The following is a 21,022-nucleotide window of genomic DNA, read 5'->3' on the forward strand; positions in this document are numbered from 1 at the left end:
AGGAAAGAGCGTCCATGCAGCCCTGACGCGACTATTTCCCCGCGAGTATGGCCGCTTGCTTTTCTGCATCATCTGAAAGGTCCTGCTCTAGTCGGGCCGGATGTCACCCCGGCAGATTGTGCTATTTCGACAATCTCCGAGCGATTGCCGCCGGCCCATGACGAGGTTTACCGATAGGGCGCAATATGCGTGCCAAAGGAAAAGCGGTTTAATACACGGCAATCCGCCTATGTCGCATCCCCAACATCGTCGCACACCGGACAATGCCGGACGATATTGTCCCGGGGCGTCAAATTGGTTTGATGGTGACCCAACAACTGGCGGATGACGATCTCGAAATGCGCGACAACGGCCTCGGTGGACACTGTCGCCGCGCCCAGCACGCTGGCCGCCTGCCCGGCGATGTCCGCGCCCAGGCGGATGGCCTTGGCCACGTCGACGCCATCGCGGATCCCGCCCGACGCGATCAGCTTCACCGTTGGCAGCGCCCGACGCACCGCCTGCACGCTGGTCAGGGTGGGAATCCCCCAATTGGCGAATGACATCGCCACTGCACGGTCGGCGGCATTGCGGGCGCGCTCGCCCTCCACTGCGGCCCAACTGGTGCCGCCGGCGCCGGCGACATCGATTACCGCCACGCCCGCCTCGACGAGCGCACAGGCCACCGAGGCGGACAGGCCGCCCCCACTTCCTTGGCCACGATCGGCACGCCCACGATGCGCGCGGCGCCAGCGATCAGCGCCAGGACGCCGCGCCAGTCGCGGTCGCCCTCCCGGCTGTACCGCTTCCTGCAGCGGATTGAGATGGACGATGAGCCCATCGGCCTCCAGCGCGTCCACCGCGCGACGCGCCAGGTCCAGGCCGTCGGCCTCCCGCAGTTGCGCGGCGCCGATATTGGCCAGCAAGGGAATGTCTGGCGCCAGGCGGCGCAGCGCGCGCGTTAGCCCCTGGGAGTTACGGGATTGCAGGCTCACACGCTGCGAACCGCACATGGCGATCCGCAAGGCTTGCGCTGCCTCGCTCAAATGCCGGTTGATGGCCTCGGCCCGTGGCATGCCGCCGGCCATAGAGCTGATCAGCAGCGGCGCGCGCATAGCCTTGCCCAGCAGCGAGGCGCGCAGGTCGATCTGCGTCAGGTCCAACTCGGGCAGTGCGCAGTGTTCGAAATGGATGTACTCCCAGCCAGCGGCCACCGTGGCCGGCGCCGTTCGCCGATCCAGCACCAGCGAAGCGCGCAGCTGAGCGCAGCCCTCGAATCCGGAGAGAACGCACGGTACGCCGTGCCCCAGCGCCTGCTCCACGGCGGCGAGCTGCTCCGGCGCGATCAGGCCAACGTCGTTGCAATCGTCTAGCCAGAACAGCAGCGCCAGTTCGCGATAGAACGCCACGATCAGCGTTTCGTTCTGCGGATCACGGCCGGTGCGGGCGCTGGTGTCGCGCAGGCTCGGGTGAATGCGTTGCAGGATTGGGGGACGCGTGACGCAGTCAAAGCTCCCCTTGCCAAGCACGGAGCAGGCGAGTGAGAGAGCAGATGAATAGGCGTGTCGCCAATATTTTCGCATTGCTATAATCGATTATAGTTGTGAGGAGCAATTTGAGACCATTTACTTGCGGCTCAAGTCACCCATAAAAGAAGGCAAGCACCGATTCGGTAGCTTATCCCCTGTCTTTCGCGTACTCGCGGCCGTGGCGCCGGGTGAACGATTGAAGACCGCCGGTCTCACTCGCAGGTGGGCGCCAGGGCGTGGGACGGTTGGCAAGCCACAGGAGTAGGACAATGTCGAAGGATTCGGGTAAGGGCGATAATCACGGCGGCGGGCCGGGCAAGATCGAGATCACGATGGTGGTGAACGGCCAGCCCACGCAGGTCGAAGCCAATCCCAACCAGCCGCTTCACGTCATTCGTACCAAAGCCCTTGAGAACACGCAGAATGTCGCCCAACCAGCCGAGAATTGGGAATTGAAGGATGAGGCCGGCAACTTGCTCGACGTCGACAAGAAGCTTGGCGATTTCGGTTTCCCGAATACTGTGACCCTGTTCCTCAGCCTGAAGGCGGGCGTCGCAGGTGCCTAAACCCCAAAGTGTGGATCCGGAGGTCTCCCGAGCGAAGTTTGATCGGGAGATCGGCCGGTTCCGGCCATATGCTGATGTCTATCGGGCTCAGGGCTGCTTCTTGATCGAGGCGACCTTTCCGCGCGCTTTCTTCATTTTCGCAAGCCTCAAGTTAAAACCACGGGTGATCAGCGCAGCGAGCGAGGTCGACTTCACCGACTACGACTTAAGACCACCGTCCGTGGTCTTCGTCGATCCGTTTACGCGTCATCCGATTGCCCGGAAAGATCTATACCTGAAAATGCTTAGACGTCCGCCGCTGCCCGGAACGCCGCCGGAGATGATAGGAGCTCTCATCCAGCAGAACGCCGTGCCGCTGACGGACTTCATCCAGGCCAACAGTCCCGAGGACGAACCATTCCTGTGCATGGCGGGCGTCCGGGAATACCACGACAATCCAGCCCATTCAGGTGATCCATGGCTACTTCATCGGGGTTCTGGCGAAGGCTGTTTGGCCTTCATCCTGGACAAGATCATCAAGTACGGAATCATTCCTATAGAGCAGTTGCAGATTCAACTCCCACCGGCAATCGTAGGAATGGTGGTATCCCCTCAGGCGATACAAGAATGACTGGTTTGAGAGATGTAACGATCGTGACTCTCCCGCGCGGCTGCATCTCGACCACGCATGGGCATCTGCGCTCAGTTGGTCGCGAAGGCAATGAGGGGATGGCGCTCTGGGTCGGCGTTCAGCAAGACCGGCACTTTGCCGTAACAGAGACGGTTATCCCGGCGCAGCGTCACATTCGGACAAACGATGGCGTTTGCGTGATCGTTGCGGCCGAAGAACTGCACCGGCTCAATGTCTGGCTCTACAAAAGCGGCCTGAAACTCTTGGCCCAGATTCACAGCCATCCGGGCCGCGCCTACCATTCGACGACGGACGACGCTTATGCGGTTGCTACCACGGTTGGGTGTCTGTCGCTGGTAGTGCCGAATTTCGCCCGCGAGCCTTTCGATTTTGCTCGGGTCGCCGCCTATCGGCTTGACGAAAAGGCCAAATGGAATGCGCTCCCTCCCGCGGCACTGTCGCGAATGATCATGATATCGAGTTGAACAATGGCATTCGCTAACTTCATCGATCGTGCCGCCACGGCGGCATCTCAGGTCCTGGCCGATTTTCATCTGGGAGACTTCAAAGCAGCTCTTGAAAAGCAGGTCGTGGCAGTCGCCTTCGACCATCAGGCCGCTTCCTGCGCCGAAGGCCAGGCGACACTAGATCTTGCGGTGAGATTGCTCGCTAGGCTCTACCCGGTTCTGGCGATACTCCCGCTGGACAGCGCGGCGAGCTCTCAAGCCCAAGCGCTGGAGCGCTTGGCAAAGTCGATCAATCCAAAAGTCGGCATCCGGCGTTCCGGCAAGTCTGCCACCGTCTGCGTCGTTGCAGGGGTAACGCGCCCATCACTCCGGTGCCCGATCTTTTTCGTGGGATCGGACGGTTGGGCGGCAAAGCTGTCGCGTACGGACCCGGTGGGCTCTGGCCCAAGTCTGCTGCCTTTTGGAGCTGGCGCCGCCAGTTGCTTCGGCGCCGCCAACGTCTTTCGAACTATCTTCGCCGCCCAGTTGACCGGCGCCGAGTTGGACGAAACCATCGACCTCTCGCTATGCAGCTACGACAAGACCAAAGCCGGGGAGGCTGGCCCGATCGACTTCCCAGTCGACCTTGGCGAAACCCACCTCGTTGGGCTCGGTGCGATAGGCCATGGCTCGCTTTGGGCGCTAGCGAGACAACCCGATCTCAAGGGTCGTCTGCATGTAATCGATCACGAAGCGATCGAACTCTCAAACCTGCAGCGCTACGCATTGGCCGGCCAGGCGGAGATTGGTATGTCCAAGGCGGTTCTTGCAGCCACCGCCCTTAGATCGACTGGCCTTGAGGTCGAGGCGCACCCTCTGACGTGGGCAGAATATGTTGCGCGCCGGGGCAATTGGGTCTTAGACCAAGTGGGTGTGGCGCTTGACACCGCCGCCGACCGTCTGGCTGTCCAAGGTGCACTGCCGCGATGGATCGCAAACGCTTGGATGCAGGAGCACGATCTCGGTATCTCCCGGCATGGTTTCGATGACGGCCAGGCTTGCCTTTGTTGCATGTACCTGCCATCCGGAAAATCCAAGGACGAGCACCAGCTGATTGCCGAGGAACTCGGAATACCGGAAGCACACGAGCAGGTGAAAACGCTCCTGCAGACAAATGCCGGAGTTCCCAACGACTTTGTAGTTCGCGTGGCTACAGCGATGGCTGTGCCGTTTGAACCGCTAGCCCCGTTTGTCGGCCAGCCCCTGCGCTCCTTTTATCAGCAGGCTATCTGCGGCGGTCTGGTGTTCCAGCTTAGCGAAGGAAGTCGCCGCGTTCGAACTGTGGTTCCGATGGCCTTTCAGTCGGTGCTTGCCGGGATTATGCTTGCCGCGGATTTGGTCAAGCATAGTGCGGGGTTTCCCATGAGCCCGACGACGAGCACTCGGGTGAATCTTCTGCGCCCCCTTGGCTCTCACTTGCACGATCCGAAGGCCAAGGACTCCAGCGGCCGCTGCATCTGTAGCGACGACGATTTCATTGCCGCTTACAGGCGCAAATACGGAGCGCGTTGATCAGGTAAGCGATGTCTCGGCCGCCTAAGCAGACGCGCACCTCTCCGTAGACGCAGGGGGCGCGGCTTGTGGGCGTGACCATGGGCGCCATTATGACACGCTTGGCCCGCTCCTTTGCCGGCCTATCGTCCTCCGCGCATGATCCCGTGCCGACGTGATGATCCAGCACCAGCCGCCATGGCACCAGAGGCTGGTCAAACCTCCGTTGTTGGCCGGTTTGGACAGTGCTGCATCAGGTCTCGACCGACGTCTCGACAGTCAGGGCTGCTTCGACGGGTGTGAAGATGTCAACATCGACCCCAGGCGCCCGAATCGTCACAATCAGGGCGTACCGAGCCAGAGCGTCGACGCGTTCCAGGTAAGGCTTCTCCTTCCACCAGCCCCCGACCGGGAACACGCCGATCGCGTCACGCTCGGCGAGATCGGCGGCGCTGCCCGACCAGAAATCGGCGTGCAACGAGCCGCGATCGCGGAAGGTGCCGAGCAGCCACTCTTCTCCGCCTCCAGCAGGCGCCCCTTCCTCCTCGTCCCGAGCGGCCTGATTGATGCGGGCTCGGAATTCGTCGACTGTCTCGGTCGCTGACTTTACTCTGAACCGAAGACCATGGGACGCGTAACGATGCCGGCGGGTCCATCCGCGTTCACCGGGGTTGGGTTCGATGAAATAGGACAGCGTGACGCGGAGCTCGACCTGGGCAGCGCCGAGCGCCGCGAGCTGCTCCTTCGGCCAAGGCAGGCGATGCAGCTTCATGTCACGCGTTTTGGCAGCCGCGCCGCCCTCGCGCTGGAAAGGCTGAAGCTCATCTTCAACGATAAGCGTGAGGTCGTTCACCGTTGACAGAAGCGCGCGCCCAAGATCTGGCACGCCGTAACCATAGCGCCGCACGAGCGCCTGGATCTCGCCCTTCGCTCCGTTGCACGCATCGATGCGTGCGCGCATCGCCGGAGTCCATTCGGCCGAGTGGACGATCAGGGCGCGAACCGATTCAGGCCACAGCTCGGGGCGCGCTGATAGAATTAGTCCCGCCATCCGTGCGGCATGGGCCGTTGCCGCGCTCGTATCTCCGAGGGTGGTGAAGTGGCGCAGTTCGGGTCGACAGAAAGTGGTCAATATCTGCAGATCGTCGATCGGCTCGCCGGGCAACACACCGTCATGGGCGAGATTGCCGCCTTCGAAGACGACCTCGGGCTTCACCGGCCACTGCCTGTCCCAAACGACCGAAGTGCGACTGCGCGGCGAGAGCTCGCCGACCGGCGCGATCGGAGCGTAGCCCGAAAAGTCGGTGTCAATGATATCGACCTTTTCTGTGAAAGCGCCGACCGTCAGCGCATTCCAGGCCTGAGAAGGATCATCGACTGCTTCCAGATCGTTGCGCGTCAAATGCTCGGCCGGCATGAGGTCATCGCCGATGTTGCCGGCAGAGAGAACGATCAAGCGTCGCTGTTCCTCTTCGAAACAGAGTTGGTCGATAGCGGCAGACCACGATGTGGGCCTTCCACGCGCCGGACTGGCGCTTGTCACAGCCATTGCGATCGCGCGGCGGCGCTCCGGCGCCTGCACCTCGGCGCGGGCGATCGCTTCCGCGGTGATCGCGCCATAGAGTTCTGGATCGTTTGCCTCGTCTTCTGGCGGAAGGATACGAACACTCTCCAGCCGAAAGGGCAATGGAACTGGATCGCCTCCGACCAGGAGCGGGACCAGATCACCGTACAGGCCGACACCTGCCATTCGCGTCCCGTGGCCGCTCCACGCAGGTGTGTCGTCGCTGCCCCATGCCGGTTTGACGGTGTGCCAGTCTTAAACGGCAAGTGCGGGTTCGATCAACGGGTGGGTGCGACGCACGCCGCTGTCGAGAATGCAGACCGCAATATCGGATTGAGGCGGTCTGACGCGCCCGAGAAGCTCGTCGCTCCAGTCCCTTTGCTCCGCGCCGCCAAGGCCCAGGAAGAAGGACGGCGTATCCTTCGCGCGCCGCAGCTCGGCGACGACATCGCTGTGCGCAATCATGCGGTCGAGCATTGCCGTGCTGGCGAGGGCCAGCATGACCACCCGCTCCGGAAACCTAACCGCATGCGTGCGCAAAGTGATGTTCAGGGCTTCGGCAATGTGCTCGAAGTTCTCGCGGCGACCGTCGCGCAGCCAGACTTCCCACCACACCTGCTCGTCAGCGGCCTGGGGGAAGAGGTCGTCGTGGTCGGTAAACAACGATCGTGCAGTCGCCAGCCTGACTGTCTCCATGCGGGAGACGAGCGGCTCGTTGCGCGGTCTGCCGCGGTCAGTATCAACGTCTCGATACGCCTCGACTTACCGCAAATAATAGGCTTGCGCGCTTTGCGGCAGGAACACCGACGCTGTGATGGGAGCACCGGGTTGAGTTGGCTCATGGACGGCGACCAGCTCCATGTGCTGGCGACGATCGGCCAACTGGTCGAGGGCCGCCCGTCCGGACATGGGCAGATCGATCGCGAGGTAAAAGCCAGGCGTGCCGACCGACAGCTGGGGGTCACGCGCCGCAATCTGCTGGCGTGCACTTTCGACCGCTTGTTCGATGGATTGCGTCAAGGCCGCAGCATGCGACGCCCGATCACGCGCCGGCAGCGGCGGTGCATGTATAAGTTGGTTGGGCCGCCGATAGGCTTCCCGAATGCCGTTGTTGCGAAGGTGGATATGGGCGCGGTCGCGCGGAAAATCGTCTGCCATTATGATCTGTGCTGTCGCTACTCAAACAGCGACGCCTGCCGGCGTTCCTTCAGAGCGTCGATGAGCGCTTCCGAGGTGATCCGCTTCCCCCCCCGCAATATGATGGTTTTTGCAGCGTCGTCGGCCGCGCGCGTGATCTCGGCCTGCGACAGTCTCTCTGCCTGAGAGATCGCCTCGTTCCAGGCAAGCCCTCTGGTGTCGAAGCGGTCGAGTCGAGCCCGAAGCAGCGCCTCTATAATCGGCCGATCGGGCACGGCGTATTCGATGACATCGTCGAAACGGCGGAACAAAGCTCTGTCGAGCAGCTCGGGATGATTTGTTGCCGCAATAATCAGGCTGTGGCTGTCGTCTTGCTCGAGAAACTGCAGAAACGAATTCAGCACGCGCCGAATCTCGCCAACATCCTGGCGTTCGCCTCGACGCGCGCCGATGGCATCGAATTCGTCAAAGAAGTAGACGCCCCGCGTCGCCTGCATTGCATCAAAAACAAGCCGCAGCTTTCCGGCAGTCTCTCCCATGAACTTGGTGATCAAACCATCGAGGACGATCGTGAAAAGGGGCAGATGAAGCTCCCCGGCCAATGCCGATGCGGTCATCGTCTTGCCTGATCCTGGCGGGCCGACCAGAAGCAGTTTGCGACGGGGAACAAGCCCGTGCTCGCGCAAGCTTGCTTGTTGGCGCTGCTCTCCCAGCACGCGGTGCAGGCGCGAGCGCAGACTGTCCGGCAAAATCATGTCGGTCAGTCGCAGGTCCGGATAGCGCACATGCAGGAGCCCTGCGAGCTCGCCCTTTGGCTGAAAAAGGGGAACCGGCCGACTGCTCTTGACAATCCGGGCGTCCCTGCTCTTGGCTGCGTCGACCAGATCCTTGAGCTCCTGAGCAAGCTTACCATGGCCTTGACGTGCCTCATGCGCAGCAAGCTGCATCGCGATAGAGAGGAAACGATCCTCGTCGCCGGCAATGTGGCTTTTAAGCAGCGTCACGATATGGCGGGCCGTGGTCATGGCTCTCTTCTGGGGTATCCGTTTACTTGGCGAAGCGCATGCAACCTAAACGCTTTCAACGGCGATTTGTATCGCGCAATGGTGTTTTTTCTCTTGTCGATGTTCGCCCGTGGCAACTTCAGCGGTGAACTGTTGCGCCGCGGTCATAGGCCAGCCGGAATAACGCCGGCCAGCAGACAACAGTCCGCATCTTCGAGCGCTCGAAGTCTGGCCACTCACGCAGCGTGTCGGGTCCGAACGCTCCAAAGCCGCCCCGCCTGGCAGGTCCATGCGACCGATTGCGGGCGTGCGGCCATAAGGTCTACGCGGGCTCGCATGGCTGCCCGCGCCGCTGGCTAAAAAGCTGTACACCATCTCACGAAACACCAGGTCCGCTCCTTTGCCGGCCGACGGTCCATGAAATCCCCTCCCCACTTACGACACCGGAGACCTCCTTGCCCACATGGCGCTCAAGCACCGGCCGCCATGGCACCAGCGTGAACTCGCGCGACTTTTCAACGACGGCATATTTTCCGCTGGCAAGCTCGACGGAGCGGCGGAGCGTACCCTCTACTCGTCCTCCGGATCGCGCTTCGGCATAGGGCAGGCCAAGTTCCTCCGACAGTTGGCCAGCAACACGGTTCAGTTCTCGCTGGCGCAGGATCGAAAGCATGTTGGCTCGATAGACGATCCCATCCTGTTCTTTATGCGCGAGGCCTTGCGCGATCAGCCACTGCCGCCGGCGAGCTTGCGCCTCTCTCACGTCGCGGCCGAAGCCGGATCCGTGCAAAGGCTCGGGTCTATCGGCAACCAGCTCCCGGTCGAGCCAGGTGGCGCCGTTGAAGCTGACCTGTCGCTCCAGCGCCATTGAGGAGAGCTTGTCGGCAACGACAGGCTCGGCCCTGGCCCGCTGGCCCTCATAATTCGCGACGCGATCGAGATGGTCCGGCGCGATGAGCCAGGTGCCGTTCGGCTCTCGCTCGACGCCGCCGGTCGCGCGGCGGATCGCCTCCAGCCGCCGCACATGCGTTCGCGCAAAGCTCTCGGTGGCGGATGGGTCATGCTTCAGGTGCATATCGACGTCGTAACGGCCGCCATGCGCGGCGGCGATTTCGGCGATGGTACGATCGACCTGCCTCGGCTCGGTGTTCCTTGGCGCGACACGCACGATGCAGCCATTAGGCATCGTTTCCATCGCCTCGCCTCTACCGATGTTGATCCAATGGCTCTTACCGTCGACGGCGTCGACGATCATGTAATGGCGGTCATTGATCTCGTCGGCCAGTCCACGCGCGACAACGCGACCGACGAGAGACTGGACGGGCTCGCCGGATCGATCGTGGATCACCCAGTCGGCGGCCCTGCGGGCAAGCCCCTTGCCGGTCAGTTCGCGGTGCATGGTCTTGATGATGTCGCCGCGTTCGCCGGTGCGGCGCAGCGTGGCTTCGAGCTCATCGTCGAGGCGCCAGGAGCCAGCGCCGACCTCCGCGGCCAGACCCATCCGCTCGAGCTTGCGCAGCCGTCCCTGGTGCAGCGTCTGGCGAATGGCGTCGGGACCGCCCGGCGAGACCAGGCCGTCATCATCACGCATGCTGAGCAGCCGACGGTCGATGCTGGTGAAGCGTTCCTGCTCCATTTCCCGGCGCAGGCGAAGCTCAATCTCGCGGTCGGTTCGCGGACCGAGATCGAGGCTGACCAGCTCGGCCGCCCGCTCGCGGATGCCAGATGAGATATATTCGCGCGCGATGACCAGGTTCTCGCCACGGTCGTCCCTGCCACGGACGATGATGTGGCTGTGCGGGTGGCCGGTGTTGAAATGATCGACCGCGACCCAGTCGAGCTTCGTGCCGAGGTCTTCCTGCATCTGCGCCATGAGCCGCCGCGTCAGCGCCTTGAGGTCGTCGTACTCGATGCCGTCTTCGGCAGCGACGATGAAGCGGAACTGATGGCGGTCGCCGTCCGCGCGATCGATGAACGCCTTGCCGTCGACGCGGCCGCTGTCGGCGCCGTAGAGCTCGCCAGGTTCACCTTCGCGGGTGACCCCGTCGCGCTGAAGATAGCGTAGATGGGCACGCGCCCCGTCCGCGCCCTTGCCGGCGAGCTTGACGACCCGCGCCTTGACGATCACCCGGCGCTGGCGGAAGGCGGCATACCGGTCGCGCGATTTCAGCAGTGCGGCGGCCGCCCCGCCGCGCCCTGTCCGGCTTCCTGTGAAGCGACCACCGCGTTGCGGCCGGCCGCCAGCCCGGTTGATCGCCGCACGAACCTGGCCGGCATAGCGTTTGCCGGCCTTCGAGCCGCGCGACCCGATTTTGCCGAGCTTCGGCCTGAACTCGTCATCCTTAATGCGAGCCTCCCAGACATATCAAGCAAAATCAGACACTTACACGTCAAACCCTCTTGGCACCGGCGGCAGCCTCCCGGAAAAACGATGTGCAGACAAAGATTTAACCGCCTCCTGGAGGCGGTACCTTTATCTTGCCTTCCGCGCCCAGCCCCGCCAGACGCGCCCCCGTCCGCCATGGCTAACGCACCGGCTCCTTCGGCTGCGCGCCGTCCTTGCCGAGCGGCACGAAGAGATCGCCGTTTCGCACGCCTGAGTGAACACCGTCATGAATGAAGAACAGCGACCGTCCGAGAGGAGCGATTTGCGCCTTTGGAGCGACAGATTGGCTTTCGAACGCCTCGATGTCGGCCGCCGAAACTCCGGCCGCCTTGAGTTGGTCGAGGTACTCGACGGTCTCTTCTGGCAGCGGTTTGCCACGCTTCAAATGCTCGTCGTAGCGCTCGGGACCGGCATTGTAGGCGCCAAACAGGCCAGGAAATCCGAAGCGGTCATACATGGCACTGAGATAGGCCGTGCCGGCCAGGATATTGTCGCGCGGATCGTGGGGGTTAGGCCCAAGGCCGTGTTCGACCCGCATCTCTTCATAGGTGCCGGGCATCACCTGCATGAGGCCCATGGCGCCAGCGGGGGAGGTGATGGGGCGGCCGCCGCGCATTGTCTTGCCGCCGCTTTCGGCAGCCATGACGGCATAGATCCAGGCTTGGGGAATATGGAAGCGCCGGCTTGCTTCCGATACCAACGTCTGCCACTTTCGCAGCTGCGGACTTTGGGAGATGGCGACCGGCTCAGCGCCGGTCGAGGCGGAACAGGCGCATGGCGCAATGGCGATCATGCCCAACAAGAGGAGGGTCACTCGGTCCATAGTGGTACGAGCCTCCCGATGACATTTTGAGTGGGAACAGGCCCGAAATAGCGGCTGTCGAAGGAGCGGTTTTTGTCGCTGCCGAGCAGGAAAACCTCGTTATCCCCGAGCGCTCGGCAGCCGTTCCACCATGGCAAAGGTCGGCCTTCGGCGTCGATTTTGAGCCGGCGCGCGACGATGTCGCCGCCGATGATGATGGCGTCATTGAAGGCGCAGACATTATCGTCCGGCAGCGCTGCAAGACGTTTTGCCAGCGGCACATTGCGAGGCAGATAGCTGCGCTCGGCGGCGAGATACGCCGCGTATTCAGGCGGGCGCACGAGCACGAGATCGCCACGCGCCAGCGCTCCCGCAGCGATGCGGTAAAGGCCGATCGGCGCGCTGGCCGAGGCGTTCCAGACCAGCCAAGGGGCGGGCTTTCCCAGCGCCGTGAAGCCCAAAAGACCGAGACCGGCCGCGGCCAAGGCGACCGTCTTACGGGCTCGAACACGCCTCAGGCGGCTGCCGATCAGATGGATGGAAGGGCGCCGCCTCATGAACGGCCTCCCGTGCCGCCCTGGCCGGAACCGGCCTTGCCATCGCCGGCGATGGAGTGCTGCGGGTGTCCTTTCGACCAATGGTCGAGTTCGTCGATGTGATAGCGGACATAGCGGCCGTGCTTGCGGAATTTCGGGCCGCCGCCCTTGAGCCGCATCTTTTCGAGCGTGCGCTGGGAGAGCCCGATATAGAAGGCGGCTTGGGCTGTGCTGAGAAACGGGCTGCCCTTTTTCGCGCGGGCCGCGCGTTCGTTTTCGTCGTCCATGATGATCCTCGTTTCGCTTCGGACAAGCGAGGGCGAGGATGGGCGAGGGAGATCGTCTCGGGGACGGGCGAAGAGTCGGGGGAGAGTTTTCGCCGCCCTTTAGGGCGGACGGGGTTTGGGTGGAACTCCTGGGAATGAGCCCCGCGCCGGGGCTGCGGCGCGAGGCTCTTATCTCGGCCGGTCAGTCGGCCGGGTTCCAGATGATGGCGTAGGTGTCGTGATCGTCCTGGCCGGCGGCTCGGCCGAGATTGGCGTAGAGCTTGCGCGGTCCGAACTCCGGCGCTGCAATCGACAGGCTCACATAATCCTTGCCGGAAGTCTCGCCGGTGCGGATCCAGCCAGCGCCGACTTCGACCCCTTGCGTAAGCACCCGGAAGTCGGGATGGTTATCGGCGCTCTTGGCCTGGTTGGGGACGATATCGATGTCGGCGCGGACGCTGAGCGTCTTGAACTGGCCCTTGTAGGCGCCGTTTTCCTGCTTGTTGACGTAACCGATCGCGGTCATTTCGAAGTCTCCTTTTGTGGTTTCGCCGGGGACCATCCCCTGCGATGGCGCACCGTAATGGGCGCGTCAGGACCGCCTGAATCCGACAGGGCCGCAGCGACAGTGAAGGACCCGAGCGGGCAGCTTTTTTGTGAGCGAAGCGGCGCGAGGAAGCCGCCGCAGGCGGCGGGGAAAAAAGCTGATGGCGCGAGGGTTTCGGGCGGCCGGACCCGCCCATAGGTCGACAAGCCAGCCGCAGGGATGGTCCTTGGAGAGAGCATGGAGACCGCTCGCCAAGTGCGGTCTGTCAGCCAAGCAGGACGCCGGGATGAAACGGCCTGCAAAGATGCTGCGCCCTTATGCCGGATCGAGATCGTGCCAGCGGGTCGGGCGCCAGAGCAGACATCCGGCATGGTGCGATCTATGAAAGCAGGGCTCGCCAGCGGGAATTTGATACGCGAGGGGGCCAAAGTAAGGCTGGATGAGAAGCCGGTGCTACCTGCAGGTCCAGTGTCATGTGGCGGCGCTCGGGAAACCGCTACGCAATGTAACGCGCTCTTATGAGGCGAACAGACCGGCCCCAAAACCGATCGACCGGTGGTCGGCGCGAAACGCGTCATGCCTGTCCGAAAGCTGACAGTGGCAGAAGACGCATGTCGGGTTCCGCACAATTGACCATGCTGGATTTGTGAGGTTTTCAGGGAGAGCCATGCGTTCACTTCCCAGTGAGCTTTGGCACGGCATTTGCTCTTGATGTGGCAACACGGATCGAAGGTTGACTGCATGCACAAGCGCGAGATGAGCAATGCTCTCCTTTCCTGGAGGCTTGGCAGCAGATTCGATTTGACGTTGCGAGGAGCTTCAGCCGCTCGCGGCGGAAGTGATCTCAAATCTGAAGGCACCGTTGGGGCCGCAGCCATCAAACACATCTTTCTCTTTTTCGCAGCTCGTCTTCAACGCGATGCGGACTTCTTCGCGTCGACGGCGGCCGAAGGTGGAGAAGGGGCTCGACTTGCAAAAAGGAGTTGTCAATGACGTCTTACGTTCGCACCAACAGCCCGGCGCAGGTGCGCTCACTGTCCACCTTTGGCAAGCATCTGCAAAGGAGCGTGCTGACGGCGACGCTGCTTGCCGCGGCTTCGACGGGAAGTGAAGCGCAGCCCTATGTTCGTGCTGACGGCAGCACGACTGACGACTTGGAAGCGGCGCGAGCAAGTTGGCGTCATGACGCCGAATTCAATGGAAATGTGGGGCTCGCAGCCATCAACGCGGATGCCGCGTATGCGTTGGGTTCCACCGGGGAGGGGGCCAGAGCTCCTCGCCTGCCCTCGTCCGTCTTGACGAGTGCCCGCTTACAGCCTACCTCACTATCGCGTTAGCACTCGTCCATCGCGAGTGCTAACAAAAACCCCTCAACAGCGCACCAGGGAAAAATCCGAAAATGGCAAAGTCGAAGTTCCGCCCGCTGCATGACCGCGTGGTCGTTCGCCGGGTCGAATCCGAATCCAAGACCGCTGGCGGGATCATCATCCCCGACACGGCAAAGGAAAAGCCGCAGGAAGGCGAGATCATCGCTGTCGGCTTCGGCGCTCGTGACGAAGCTGGCAAGCTGGTCCCGCTGGACGTCAAGGCCGGCGACCGCATCCTGTTCAGCAAGTGGTCGGGCACGGAAGTCAAGCTCAATGGCGAAGACCTTCTGATCATGAAGGAATCCGACATCATGGGCATCATCGGCTCATATCAGGCCCTTTCGTCAACTGAATTCCCGGGCTCGATTGAAGCCCCTGCCAGGAGCTAAAAATGGCTGCCAAAGACGTAAAATTCTCCCGCGATGCCCGCGAGCGCATGCTGCGCGGTGTCAACATCCTCGCTGACGCGGTGAAGGTCACGCTCGGCCCCAAGGGCCGCAACGTGGTCATCGACAAGTCGTTCGGCGCCCCGCGCATCACCAAGGACGGCGTCACCGTCGCCAAGGAAATCGAGCTTGAGGACAAGTTCGAAAACATGGGCGCGCAGATGGTCCGCGAAGTTGCTTCGAAGACCAACGACATCGCTGGCGACGGCACCACGACCGCGACCGTTCTGGCGCAGTCGATCGTCCAGGAAGGCCACAAGGCCGTTGCCGCCGGCATGAACCCGATGGACCTGAAGCGCGGCATCGACCTCGCGGTAACCGACGTCGTTGCGACCCTGATCAAGAACGCCAAGAAGATCAAGACCTCCGAAGAGGTTGCCCAGGTCGGCACCATCGCCGGCAACGGCGATGCTTCGGTCGGCAAGATGATCGCCGAAGCGATGCAGAAGGTCGGCAACGAAGGCGTCATCACGGTTGAGGAAGCCAAGACCGCCGAGACCGAACTCGAAGTCGTCGAAGGCATGCAGTTCGACCGCGGCTACCTCTCGCCCTACTTCGTCACCAACGCCGACAAGATGGTTGCCGAGCTCGAGGACGTCTACATCCTCCTGCACGAGAAGAAGCTGTCCAACCTCCAGGCCATGCTGCCGGTTCTCGAAGCCGTCGTGCAGACCTCGAAGCCGCTGCTCATCATCTCGGAAGACGTCGAAGGCGAGGCTCTGGCCACGCTGGTCGTCAACAAGCTGCGTGGCGGCCTGAAGATCGCCGCCGTCAAGGCGCCGGGCTTCGGTGATCGCCGCAAGGCCATGCTGGAAGACATCGCCATCCTCACCGGTGGCCAGGTCATCTCGGAAGACCTCGGCATCAAGCTCGAGAACGTCGGCCTCAACATGCTCGGCCGCGCCAAGAAGGTGTCGATCTCCAAGGAGAACACCACCATCGTCGACGGCGCCGGCAAGAAGGCCGAGATCCAGGGCCGCGTTGCCCAGATCAAGCAGCAGATCGAAGAGACCACTTCGGACTACGACAAGGAGAAGCTGCAGGAACGTCTGGCGAAGCTCGCCGGCGGCGTTGCGGTGATCCGCGTCGGCGGTGCGACGGAAGTCGAAGTCAAGGAAAAGAAGGACCGCGTCGATGACGCCCTCAACGCGACCCGCGCGGCCGTCGAAGAAGGCATCGTTGCTGGTGGTGGCGTCGCGCTGCTGCGCGCTTCGGCCAACATCAAGGCCACCGGCGTCAATGCCGACCAGGCCGCCGGCATCAACATCGTGCGTCGTGCGCTTCAGGCTCCGGCCCGCCAGATCGCGGCCAACGCCGGTGCGGAAGCATCGATCGTTGCCGGCAAGATCCTTGAGAACAAGGGCGCGACCTTCGGCTACAACGCCCAGACCGGCGAGTATGGCGACATGATCGCCATGGGTATCGTCGATCCGGTCAAGGTTGTCCGTACGGCTCTTCAGGACGCGGCCTCGGTCGCCGGCCTGCTGGTCACCACCGAAGCCATGATCGCGGAGGCTCCGAAGAAGGAGTCGGCTGGCGGCGGCATGCCTGGCGGCATGGGCGGCGGCGGCATGGGCGGCATGGGCGGCATGGATTTCTAATCCAGCTCTGGCAGCTTTCGCAACGAGAGGGCGGCATCAATGCCGCCCTCTTTTTTTGCGAACCTCGGTCCGATGAACGATCGACGCCAACGCCGGCCATCGGCGTTAGGGCAACCTCAAAAGAACTGTCGAGTTGGTTGCGCGCGGCTTTGCGTCATCAGAGGCGCAAGGCGGTCGCGTGTGAGGATTGCGCGCTCCCATAGGCGGTTTCGGCATGTGCCTCGCCTTCGACATCGACATTGCGGCCAAGCAGGAAATCGGCGGCTTTCGAGGCATGGCTTGCGGCGCGGAAGATGGCGCGGTTGTCCTCGCGCAAAACCGTCAGCCATGAGCCGATGTAGTCGGCATGGCGCACGCTCGGCTCGATGCCGAGACTGCTGCAGATGAAGGCTGATGCGATTTCGGCGACCAGTTCCTCGCGCGCATAGGTGTTGGACCCGAAGGAGCCGGACAGGTCGCGCGCGAGTCGCCTCGGGTGGCCGGTCCAGTGTCCAAGCTCGTGAAAGCAGGTCCGGTAATAGTCGATCTGGTGGAAGAAAGCCGGCTGCGGCGGCACCTGTATGGTGTCGCTGCCGGGCATGTAGAAGGCGCGCTCGCCGCCGATGCGAAAATCAGCGCCGGTTGCATGAATGAGCGCCTCGGCCTGCGGGACCATCTCGCGCTCAGGCAGAGGCTCGCCGGCGGCGTAAAGATGTTCGGGCAGATTATCGCACTGCGCGACATCGAAGACGGTGAAGCGCTTCAGGAAGGGCACCGCCTGCGGTTCGTCGCCATCGGTGTCGGCGCGTTGCTTTTCGTTCTTGGGAACAAAGCGGTCAGCGTGAACGATGGTGGTGCCGTGCTCGCCCTTCCTGACATTGCCGCCAAGCGAAAGCGCCTGCCGGAAGGTGAGCCAGTTCTGGCTGGGGAAACCGCGCTCGATGACCGCGCCCCACAGGATCAGGATATTGATGCCGGAATATCGGCGCTGGGTGGCCGCATTCCGCGGCAGGCCGAGGCCTGTCCTTGCCCTGCCCCACGGCTTGACCCATGGCACGGTGCCGCGCTCCAGTTCGGCAATGATGCGGTCGGTGATTTCCTGATAAAGGCTGGCGCCGGTGCGCCCGCCACTGTCTGCGCCAGCCTGTCGGCTGCCGCAACGTTTGTTGTTTGCACGCATCGTGATGTCCTCCGCTCTACAATCGCGCGCCCTCCCCGGAAGCGGGGTGGGCGGCAAAAGCGACCGGAAAGGCCCGCCGTCGGAGGCGGACTGCATCAGCAGGACCGGAACGGAGTGGAGGACCCGAAAGCGACAAGCGAAGGGTTGCGGGACGCCGCGGCGGGCCTAGAAGGGAGTGCTGCCCACCCTGCGCCAGGGGGAAGGCCACAATAGAAAGACGCCGGCCGACAGGCCGGCGACCGTCAGCAGCCGAAGGCTGCCCCGCGCCAGGGGGCGATGCCGCAGGGCCAAGACCGCCTGAGCTTGCCGAAGAAAAGCGGGCTCGGTTCACGAGCACCCGGCCAGCGACTTCAGGCGCGGGCGCTCAGGATTGTTGTTGGCGCCCACGGCAGCTGGATGACCGCAACAAGATTACGAGGAGCGACAGCAAAGCCAGCTGCCACAAACGGCACGCTCCGGCAACAACAGCGTGGCCGGTCTACAGATGCTGCCCCGCACGAGAGCCAGCACGCTTTGAGCGCGCATCGGCGATGCAAGCGTTGCAAGCTGGCCATGTCCACAAGGTCGGCGACCACTATATCGCCGACCACCAACGCGGGCGTACCGTCTAAGTGCAGACCTTTCGCGAGTGCGCGGACCGCGCATTTCATCTGCGATGGCCGGATCTTGCATTCCCGCTTGAGCTGCTCAACGTCAAGGCCTACACGCGCTGCGATCTTGAGAGTGACCCTTCAACTGGGGGAAATCATAAGGGCGCGGTGGAATTCGTCGAACTTTCCCTGTTTTCTCGAGGCGAGTGCGGCGAAGGCTGGGAATTGGGAATCCGGTCCCAGGACCGGGAACTGTTTGATCACAAGCTTCAGATTGGGTTCATGCTTGAAGGCTTTTTGGTAGTTGATATCAGCCAGTCTGCAATGCGGACAGTTGTGGTAGTCATTGAATATGACCAGAACGGCATCGCCTTGCGGGTTGCCGGCGATTGGCGAAGGAGATCGTTGTCGAATGCGCCGCTCCACTTTTGCCTGTCGGTCGACCACGCCTGCCGGTGCAGGTTCGCGCTATATTGGCTCGCCAGCAAGGCGAGGAGTAAAAGAAGAGCTGCGACAGTGATGGCAGTCGGCTTAGACATGAGTCTCCAATCCATGGACGGCGTGGCAGCAACGGCCGCCTTTTTGGTGTAAAATGGGTCAGTTTTGATCGTGCCCCGCAGTTGCTACAGGCGCACAGGTGCCGGTGCGATCTGGCGGTTTCTCAAATACGGCTTTGCGCCATCGGGTCCACCCCAATAGCTGAGCGTCGTTCGCACGGGGAATTGTGTTCACCACGCCGGGCGACTTGACCGTCCACCGCCGGAGCGCTGAACGGTCCGCTAGTGAGGCGCTCCCCGAATCGTCGTTTATCCCGCTCGCCCCGGACCGGGTGACAGCCAGCGTTGCCGCTACGCTGCGGAGAAAAACCGTCAGCGCGTGGCATTCGGACATAAGCTGATCGACGCCAAGAATAAGCCCCACGGAGGTGACCGGTGCGGCCGGAACAAGAAAGAGCGTTGCAGCCATTGTGACGAGGCCTGCACCGGTAATGCGGGTTGTTCCGTTCGAAGGGAACAATGCGACAAACAGCATGAGGATCCGGCAGCCGATCGGGAGATCAGTTTTCGTCGCTTGGGCGATGAAAAGGGCGGCGAGCATCATATTCGTGCCGTCCAGATTGAATGGAATGAGACCCACGACCGAATGCGTGGCGCCGGCCCTTTCCATCTTCTCCATGAGCGAGGCCAGCGCGGCCTCTGAGGAGGACATTGCGAGCAGCAGCTCGTCCTTGATGTATCGGACGAGAGAGAAGAGCGAGCGGCCGTTGTAGCGGCAGACCGCGCCGAACAGGACCGAGAGGAACAAGACTTGCAGGATGTCGCCTTCCGCGAAGGCATTGGCAATCGTTGACGGGATGATGTTCATCAGGAAGCTGGTCACGGACTGCTCGTGAGCCGTGGCCACATAGCCCTTAACGGCTTGGACATCGAGCGAGGCCGGATCGATGTTGAGGCCGGCGCCAGGCTGAACGATATTCGCGACAATCAGCCCGACAACAAAAGCGAGCGTCGAAAAGGTGAGAAAATAGACCATCGCCTTGGCGGCAACTCGGCCGACCTTCTGCAGATCGCTCATGCCGGCAATGCCGGTCGCCATTGTCAGGAAGATGACAGGTACGGTGATTATCTTGACGACATCGACGAAGGCATCGCCGAGCGGCTTCAGGCTGTGGCCGGTCTCCAAATGGAAATAGCCGATTGCGGCACCCAGGATTATGGCGGCAAGTACCTGCACGTAGGTCCGGGCAAAATGGCGCTTGCGGGGCGCTGCGATCGCGCGGGGAACTCTTGGAACCAACACCGTCTCTCTCCTTGACCGGATCGGGGTGGGGCTCCTCCCTCTCCCATGCAGTGCTCCGGTCGAACGCTGCGCCCACTTCGGCGCAAACGATGTGCCAAATAGCAAAGAGGGGAAAACGCGCAGGACCTCACGCAATGCTTGCGATTCGCTCTCCCACACTCGTGCAGTGGTTGCCTGTCGCAACTATGGAAGGGTCGATTCTTGGGAACTCCAAAGGCCGCTCTTTGCGTCGAGCAGCTTGGCTGCCTGGAAGGTTCCCTCTTTGCCTTGCGGTCTGCGAGCTGAGTCCAGATCGTCATCATTTGGCTGCGCGCCGCACGGGGCTCGAAAGATTCAATCGAGGACGGGTCCTCTTGGAAAACGGGGGCAGCGTTGGTCAAGCCCTTCCACCCTGCTGTCCCAATGGTGTTCAGAAGCTCAGTTCACGATCAAGCGATGGATCAGCGTCATCTGGCGTTTGCGCCATCGCGGCGGCGTTGCAACGGGTCTGCCAAAGATGAGAAGGCCGCGAGGCAGGGTCCGAGACCTAGACTCCAACCTCATAGCGCGCTCGGCTCGCGTTCGGAAGGTTCGAACCGCAGCACGATCAGGTGGCGACACCGTTGGTCGGAACCGGAACCCGACGAATGATCGTTCGTGACCGACATCTGTGAACAAGCAGTATGTGTCATTGCAATCACCACCCGTTGCGCGGAAATGCCCATATGGCCGTGAATGAACTGGATTTGGTGATTTTCCAGATGGCGGTGGAAAGCGTCCGCTTGCTCTCTTCAAGCTTTGATGAGAAGGCGGCTGAGATAGCCACGAGGAGCCGTGGTAGCCTTCTTTTTGACGTGCGGGTGGACGGTGACCTGGAGGTCCAGCGAGTCGCAGCCATTGGATATCCAGGCGACAAGATCGGTGTGGTGGCATTGGACCGAGAGGGCCTTGTTAGCTGTTGTTGCCTAGTCAATGGCACCTTCTCACCTTTCATTGCACCGTTGGAGAACTGGACCAGCATGCCCCTTTCGATGCAGGCCCAGATCGATGTCACAGGCTATGCGAGGCTCCTTCTGGCCGCCTTGCGAAATGCTGGACATATGCTGGACAGGTAGCATCGCGATGATGTCTGTGATGAGATGGTGCAAACGGCTGGA

The 21,022-nt window shown here is 62.2% G+C and carries 16 protein-coding genes and 4 pseudogenes; 9 read left to right on the forward strand and 11 right to left on the reverse strand.

The features are described from left to right. Positions 1–314: 314 nt before the first annotated feature. Both fni and EJ068_RS32935 read right to left on the reverse strand, forming a co-directional pair. Positions 315–1,238: pseudogene (fni, locus tag EJ068_RS11925) on the reverse strand (type 2 isopentenyl-diphosphate Delta-isomerase); the annotation flags it as partial. Further along, a pseudogene (locus tag EJ068_RS32935) lies at positions 1,227–1,466 on the reverse strand (hypothetical protein); the annotation flags it as partial. The pseudogenes EJ068_RS32935 and fni, both read right to left, overlap by 12 nt. A 311-nt stretch (positions 1,467–1,777) precedes the next feature. Here EJ068_RS32935 and EJ068_RS11930 point away from each other — a divergent pair. The 4 genes from EJ068_RS11930 to EJ068_RS11945 are packed head-to-tail and all read left to right on the forward strand — an operon-like array spanning position 1,778 to position 4,702. Beyond that, positions 1,778–2,074, forward strand: a complete 297-nt coding sequence (locus tag EJ068_RS11930) for a DUF2604 domain-containing protein (RefSeq protein WP_126057779.1) — start codon at positions 1,778–1,780, stop codon at positions 2,072–2,074. After that, complete coding sequence (locus EJ068_RS11935; RefSeq protein ID WP_126057778.1) at positions 2,067–2,684, forward strand: putative metal-binding protein; 618 nt, start codon at positions 2,067–2,069, stop codon at positions 2,682–2,684. The genes EJ068_RS11930 and EJ068_RS11935 overlap by 8 nt, the downstream gene beginning before the upstream one ends. Continuing rightward, positions 2,681–3,169, forward strand: coding sequence for a Mov34/MPN/PAD-1 family protein (locus tag EJ068_RS11940; RefSeq protein ID WP_126057777.1), 489 nt, complete (start codon positions 2,681–2,683; stop codon positions 3,167–3,169). Before EJ068_RS11935 ends, EJ068_RS11940 begins: the two co-directional genes overlap by 4 nt. 3 nt (positions 3,170–3,172) lie before the next feature. Then, positions 3,173–4,702 carry an E2 ligase fold family C protein gene (locus EJ068_RS11945; RefSeq protein WP_126057776.1) on the forward strand — a complete coding sequence of 510 codons (1,530 nt, stop codon included), beginning with the start codon at positions 3,173–3,175 and terminating at the stop codon, positions 4,700–4,702. A 232-nt stretch (positions 4,703–4,934) separates the two neighbouring features. On the opposite strand, the pseudogene EJ068_RS11950 reads toward EJ068_RS11945, so the two are convergent. From EJ068_RS11950 to EJ068_RS11980, 7 genes and pseudogenes are all read right to left on the reverse strand, one after another. After that, positions 4,935–7,403: pseudogene (locus EJ068_RS11950) on the reverse strand (S8 family peptidase). A gap of 17 nt (positions 7,404–7,420) precedes the next feature. Next, on the reverse strand, positions 7,421–8,407 hold the full coding sequence (locus tag EJ068_RS11955) for an ATP-binding protein (protein WP_126057775.1): 987 nt from the start codon (positions 8,405–8,407) through the stop codon (positions 7,421–7,423). Between the two features lie 355 nt (positions 8,408–8,762). After that, positions 8,763–10,733: a relaxase/mobilization nuclease RlxS gene (gene rlxS / locus EJ068_RS11960; protein ID WP_024505648.1), complete on the reverse strand. Its 1,971-nt coding sequence runs from the start codon at positions 10,731–10,733 to the stop codon at positions 8,763–8,765. A 178-nt stretch (positions 10,734–10,911) separates the two neighbouring features. Further along, the gene (locus EJ068_RS11965; RefSeq protein ID WP_024505647.1) at positions 10,912–11,595 is read right to left on the reverse strand and encodes a lytic transglycosylase domain-containing protein; all 684 of its coding nucleotides are present in this window, start codon (positions 11,593–11,595) and stop codon (positions 10,912–10,914) included. After that, positions 11,583–12,131 (reverse strand): S26 family signal peptidase, encoded by a 549-nt coding sequence (locus EJ068_RS11970; RefSeq protein ID WP_024505646.1) that lies wholly within the window; start codon positions 12,129–12,131, stop codon positions 11,583–11,585. The genes EJ068_RS11965 and EJ068_RS11970 overlap by 13 nt, the downstream gene beginning before the upstream one ends. Next, positions 12,128–12,397 (reverse strand): helix-turn-helix domain-containing protein, encoded by a 270-nt coding sequence (locus EJ068_RS11975; protein ID WP_024505645.1) that lies wholly within the window; start codon positions 12,395–12,397, stop codon positions 12,128–12,130. The genes EJ068_RS11970 and EJ068_RS11975 overlap by 4 nt, the downstream gene beginning before the upstream one ends. A 181-nt stretch (positions 12,398–12,578) precedes the next feature. Continuing rightward, complete coding sequence (locus tag EJ068_RS11980; protein WP_024505644.1) at positions 12,579–12,902, reverse strand: DUF736 domain-containing protein; 324 nt, start codon at positions 12,900–12,902, stop codon at positions 12,579–12,581. Positions 12,903–13,912: 1,010 nt separating this feature from the next. Between EJ068_RS11980 and EJ068_RS11985 the strand changes: the two genes are divergently transcribed. The 3 genes and pseudogenes from EJ068_RS11985 to groL all read left to right on the forward strand — a co-directional run bounded on the left by EJ068_RS11985 (position 13,913) and on the right by groL (position 16,337). Then, positions 13,913–14,260, forward strand: coding sequence for a hypothetical protein (locus EJ068_RS11985; protein ID WP_063169239.1), 348 nt, complete (start codon positions 13,913–13,915; stop codon positions 14,258–14,260). Between the two features lie 62 nt (positions 14,261–14,322). Continuing rightward, a pseudogene (groES, locus tag EJ068_RS11990) lies at positions 14,323–14,616 on the forward strand (co-chaperone GroES); the annotation flags it as partial. Between the two features lie 65 nt (positions 14,617–14,681). After that, complete coding sequence (gene groL / locus EJ068_RS11995) at positions 14,682–16,337, forward strand: chaperonin GroEL (protein ID WP_126057772.1); 1,656 nt, start codon at positions 14,682–14,684, stop codon at positions 16,335–16,337. Between the two features lie 157 nt (positions 16,338–16,494). Here the strand turns inward: groL and EJ068_RS12000 are convergent, their stop codons facing one another. Then, the gene (locus tag EJ068_RS12000) at positions 16,495–17,496 is read right to left on the reverse strand and encodes a zincin-like metallopeptidase domain-containing protein (protein WP_126059319.1); all 1,002 of its coding nucleotides are present in this window, start codon (positions 17,494–17,496) and stop codon (positions 16,495–16,497) included. A gap of 611 nt (positions 17,497–18,107) precedes the next feature. Between EJ068_RS12000 and EJ068_RS33200 the strand changes: the two genes are divergently transcribed. Then, positions 18,108–18,677, forward strand: a complete 570-nt coding sequence (locus EJ068_RS33200; protein ID WP_245454735.1) for a hypothetical protein — start codon at positions 18,108–18,110, stop codon at positions 18,675–18,677. Positions 18,678–18,683: 6 nt separating this feature from the next. Here the strand turns inward: EJ068_RS33200 and EJ068_RS12010 are convergent, their stop codons facing one another. Then, positions 18,684–19,883, reverse strand: coding sequence for a cation:dicarboxylase symporter family transporter (locus tag EJ068_RS12010; protein WP_306462679.1), 1,200 nt, complete (start codon positions 19,881–19,883; stop codon positions 18,684–18,686). A gap of 707 nt (positions 19,884–20,590) precedes the next feature. Between EJ068_RS12010 and EJ068_RS12015 the strand changes: the two genes are divergently transcribed. Then, positions 20,591–20,980: a hypothetical protein gene (locus tag EJ068_RS12015; RefSeq protein ID WP_024505560.1), complete on the forward strand. Its 390-nt coding sequence runs from the start codon at positions 20,591–20,593 to the stop codon at positions 20,978–20,980. The last annotated feature ends 42 nt before the right edge of the window (positions 20,981–21,022 follow it).

The organism is Mesorhizobium sp. M2A.F.Ca.ET.043.02.1.1 (genome assembly GCF_003952405.1).
In the GTDB taxonomy this organism is placed as follows: Bacteria; Pseudomonadota; Alphaproteobacteria; order Rhizobiales; family Rhizobiaceae; genus Mesorhizobium.

Excerpts from the sequence above, each read along its gene's own strand:
- EJ068_RS11930 (WP_126057779.1), top strand. The coding sequence starts at position 1,778 with ATGTCGAAGGATTCGGGTAAGGGCGATAATCACGGCGGCGGGCCGGGC.
- EJ068_RS11940 (WP_126057777.1), top strand. The coding sequence starts at position 2,681 with ATGACTGGTTTGAGAGATGTAACGATCGTGACTCTCCCGCGCGGCTGC.
- EJ068_RS11945 (WP_126057776.1), top strand. The coding sequence starts at position 3,173 with ATGGCATTCGCTAACTTCATCGATCGTGCCGCCACGGCGGCATCTCAG.
- EJ068_RS11955 (WP_126057775.1), bottom strand. The coding sequence starts at position 8,407 with ATGACCACGGCCCGCCATATCGTGACGCTGCTTAAAAGCCACATTGCC.
- EJ068_RS11965 (WP_024505647.1), bottom strand. The coding sequence starts at position 11,595 with ATGGACCGAGTGACCCTCCTCTTGTTGGGCATGATCGCCATTGCGCCA.
- EJ068_RS11970 (WP_024505646.1), bottom strand. The coding sequence starts at position 12,131 with ATGAGGCGGCGCCCTTCCATCCATCTGATCGGCAGCCGCCTGAGGCGT.
- EJ068_RS11975 (WP_024505645.1), bottom strand. The coding sequence starts at position 12,397 with ATGGACGACGAAAACGAACGCGCGGCCCGCGCGAAAAAGGGCAGCCCG.
- EJ068_RS11980 (WP_024505644.1), bottom strand. The coding sequence starts at position 12,902 with ATGACCGCGATCGGTTACGTCAACAAGCAGGAAAACGGCGCCTACAAG.
- EJ068_RS11985 (WP_063169239.1), top strand. The coding sequence starts at position 13,913 with ATGACGTCTTACGTTCGCACCAACAGCCCGGCGCAGGTGCGCTCACTG.
- groL (WP_126057772.1), top strand. The coding sequence starts at position 14,682 with ATGGCTGCCAAAGACGTAAAATTCTCCCGCGATGCCCGCGAGCGCATG.
- EJ068_RS12000 (WP_126059319.1), bottom strand. The coding sequence starts at position 17,496 with ATGCGTGCAAACAACAAACGTTGCGGCAGCCGACAGGCTGGCGCAGAC.
- EJ068_RS12015 (WP_024505560.1), top strand. The coding sequence starts at position 20,591 with ATGGCCGTGAATGAACTGGATTTGGTGATTTTCCAGATGGCGGTGGAA.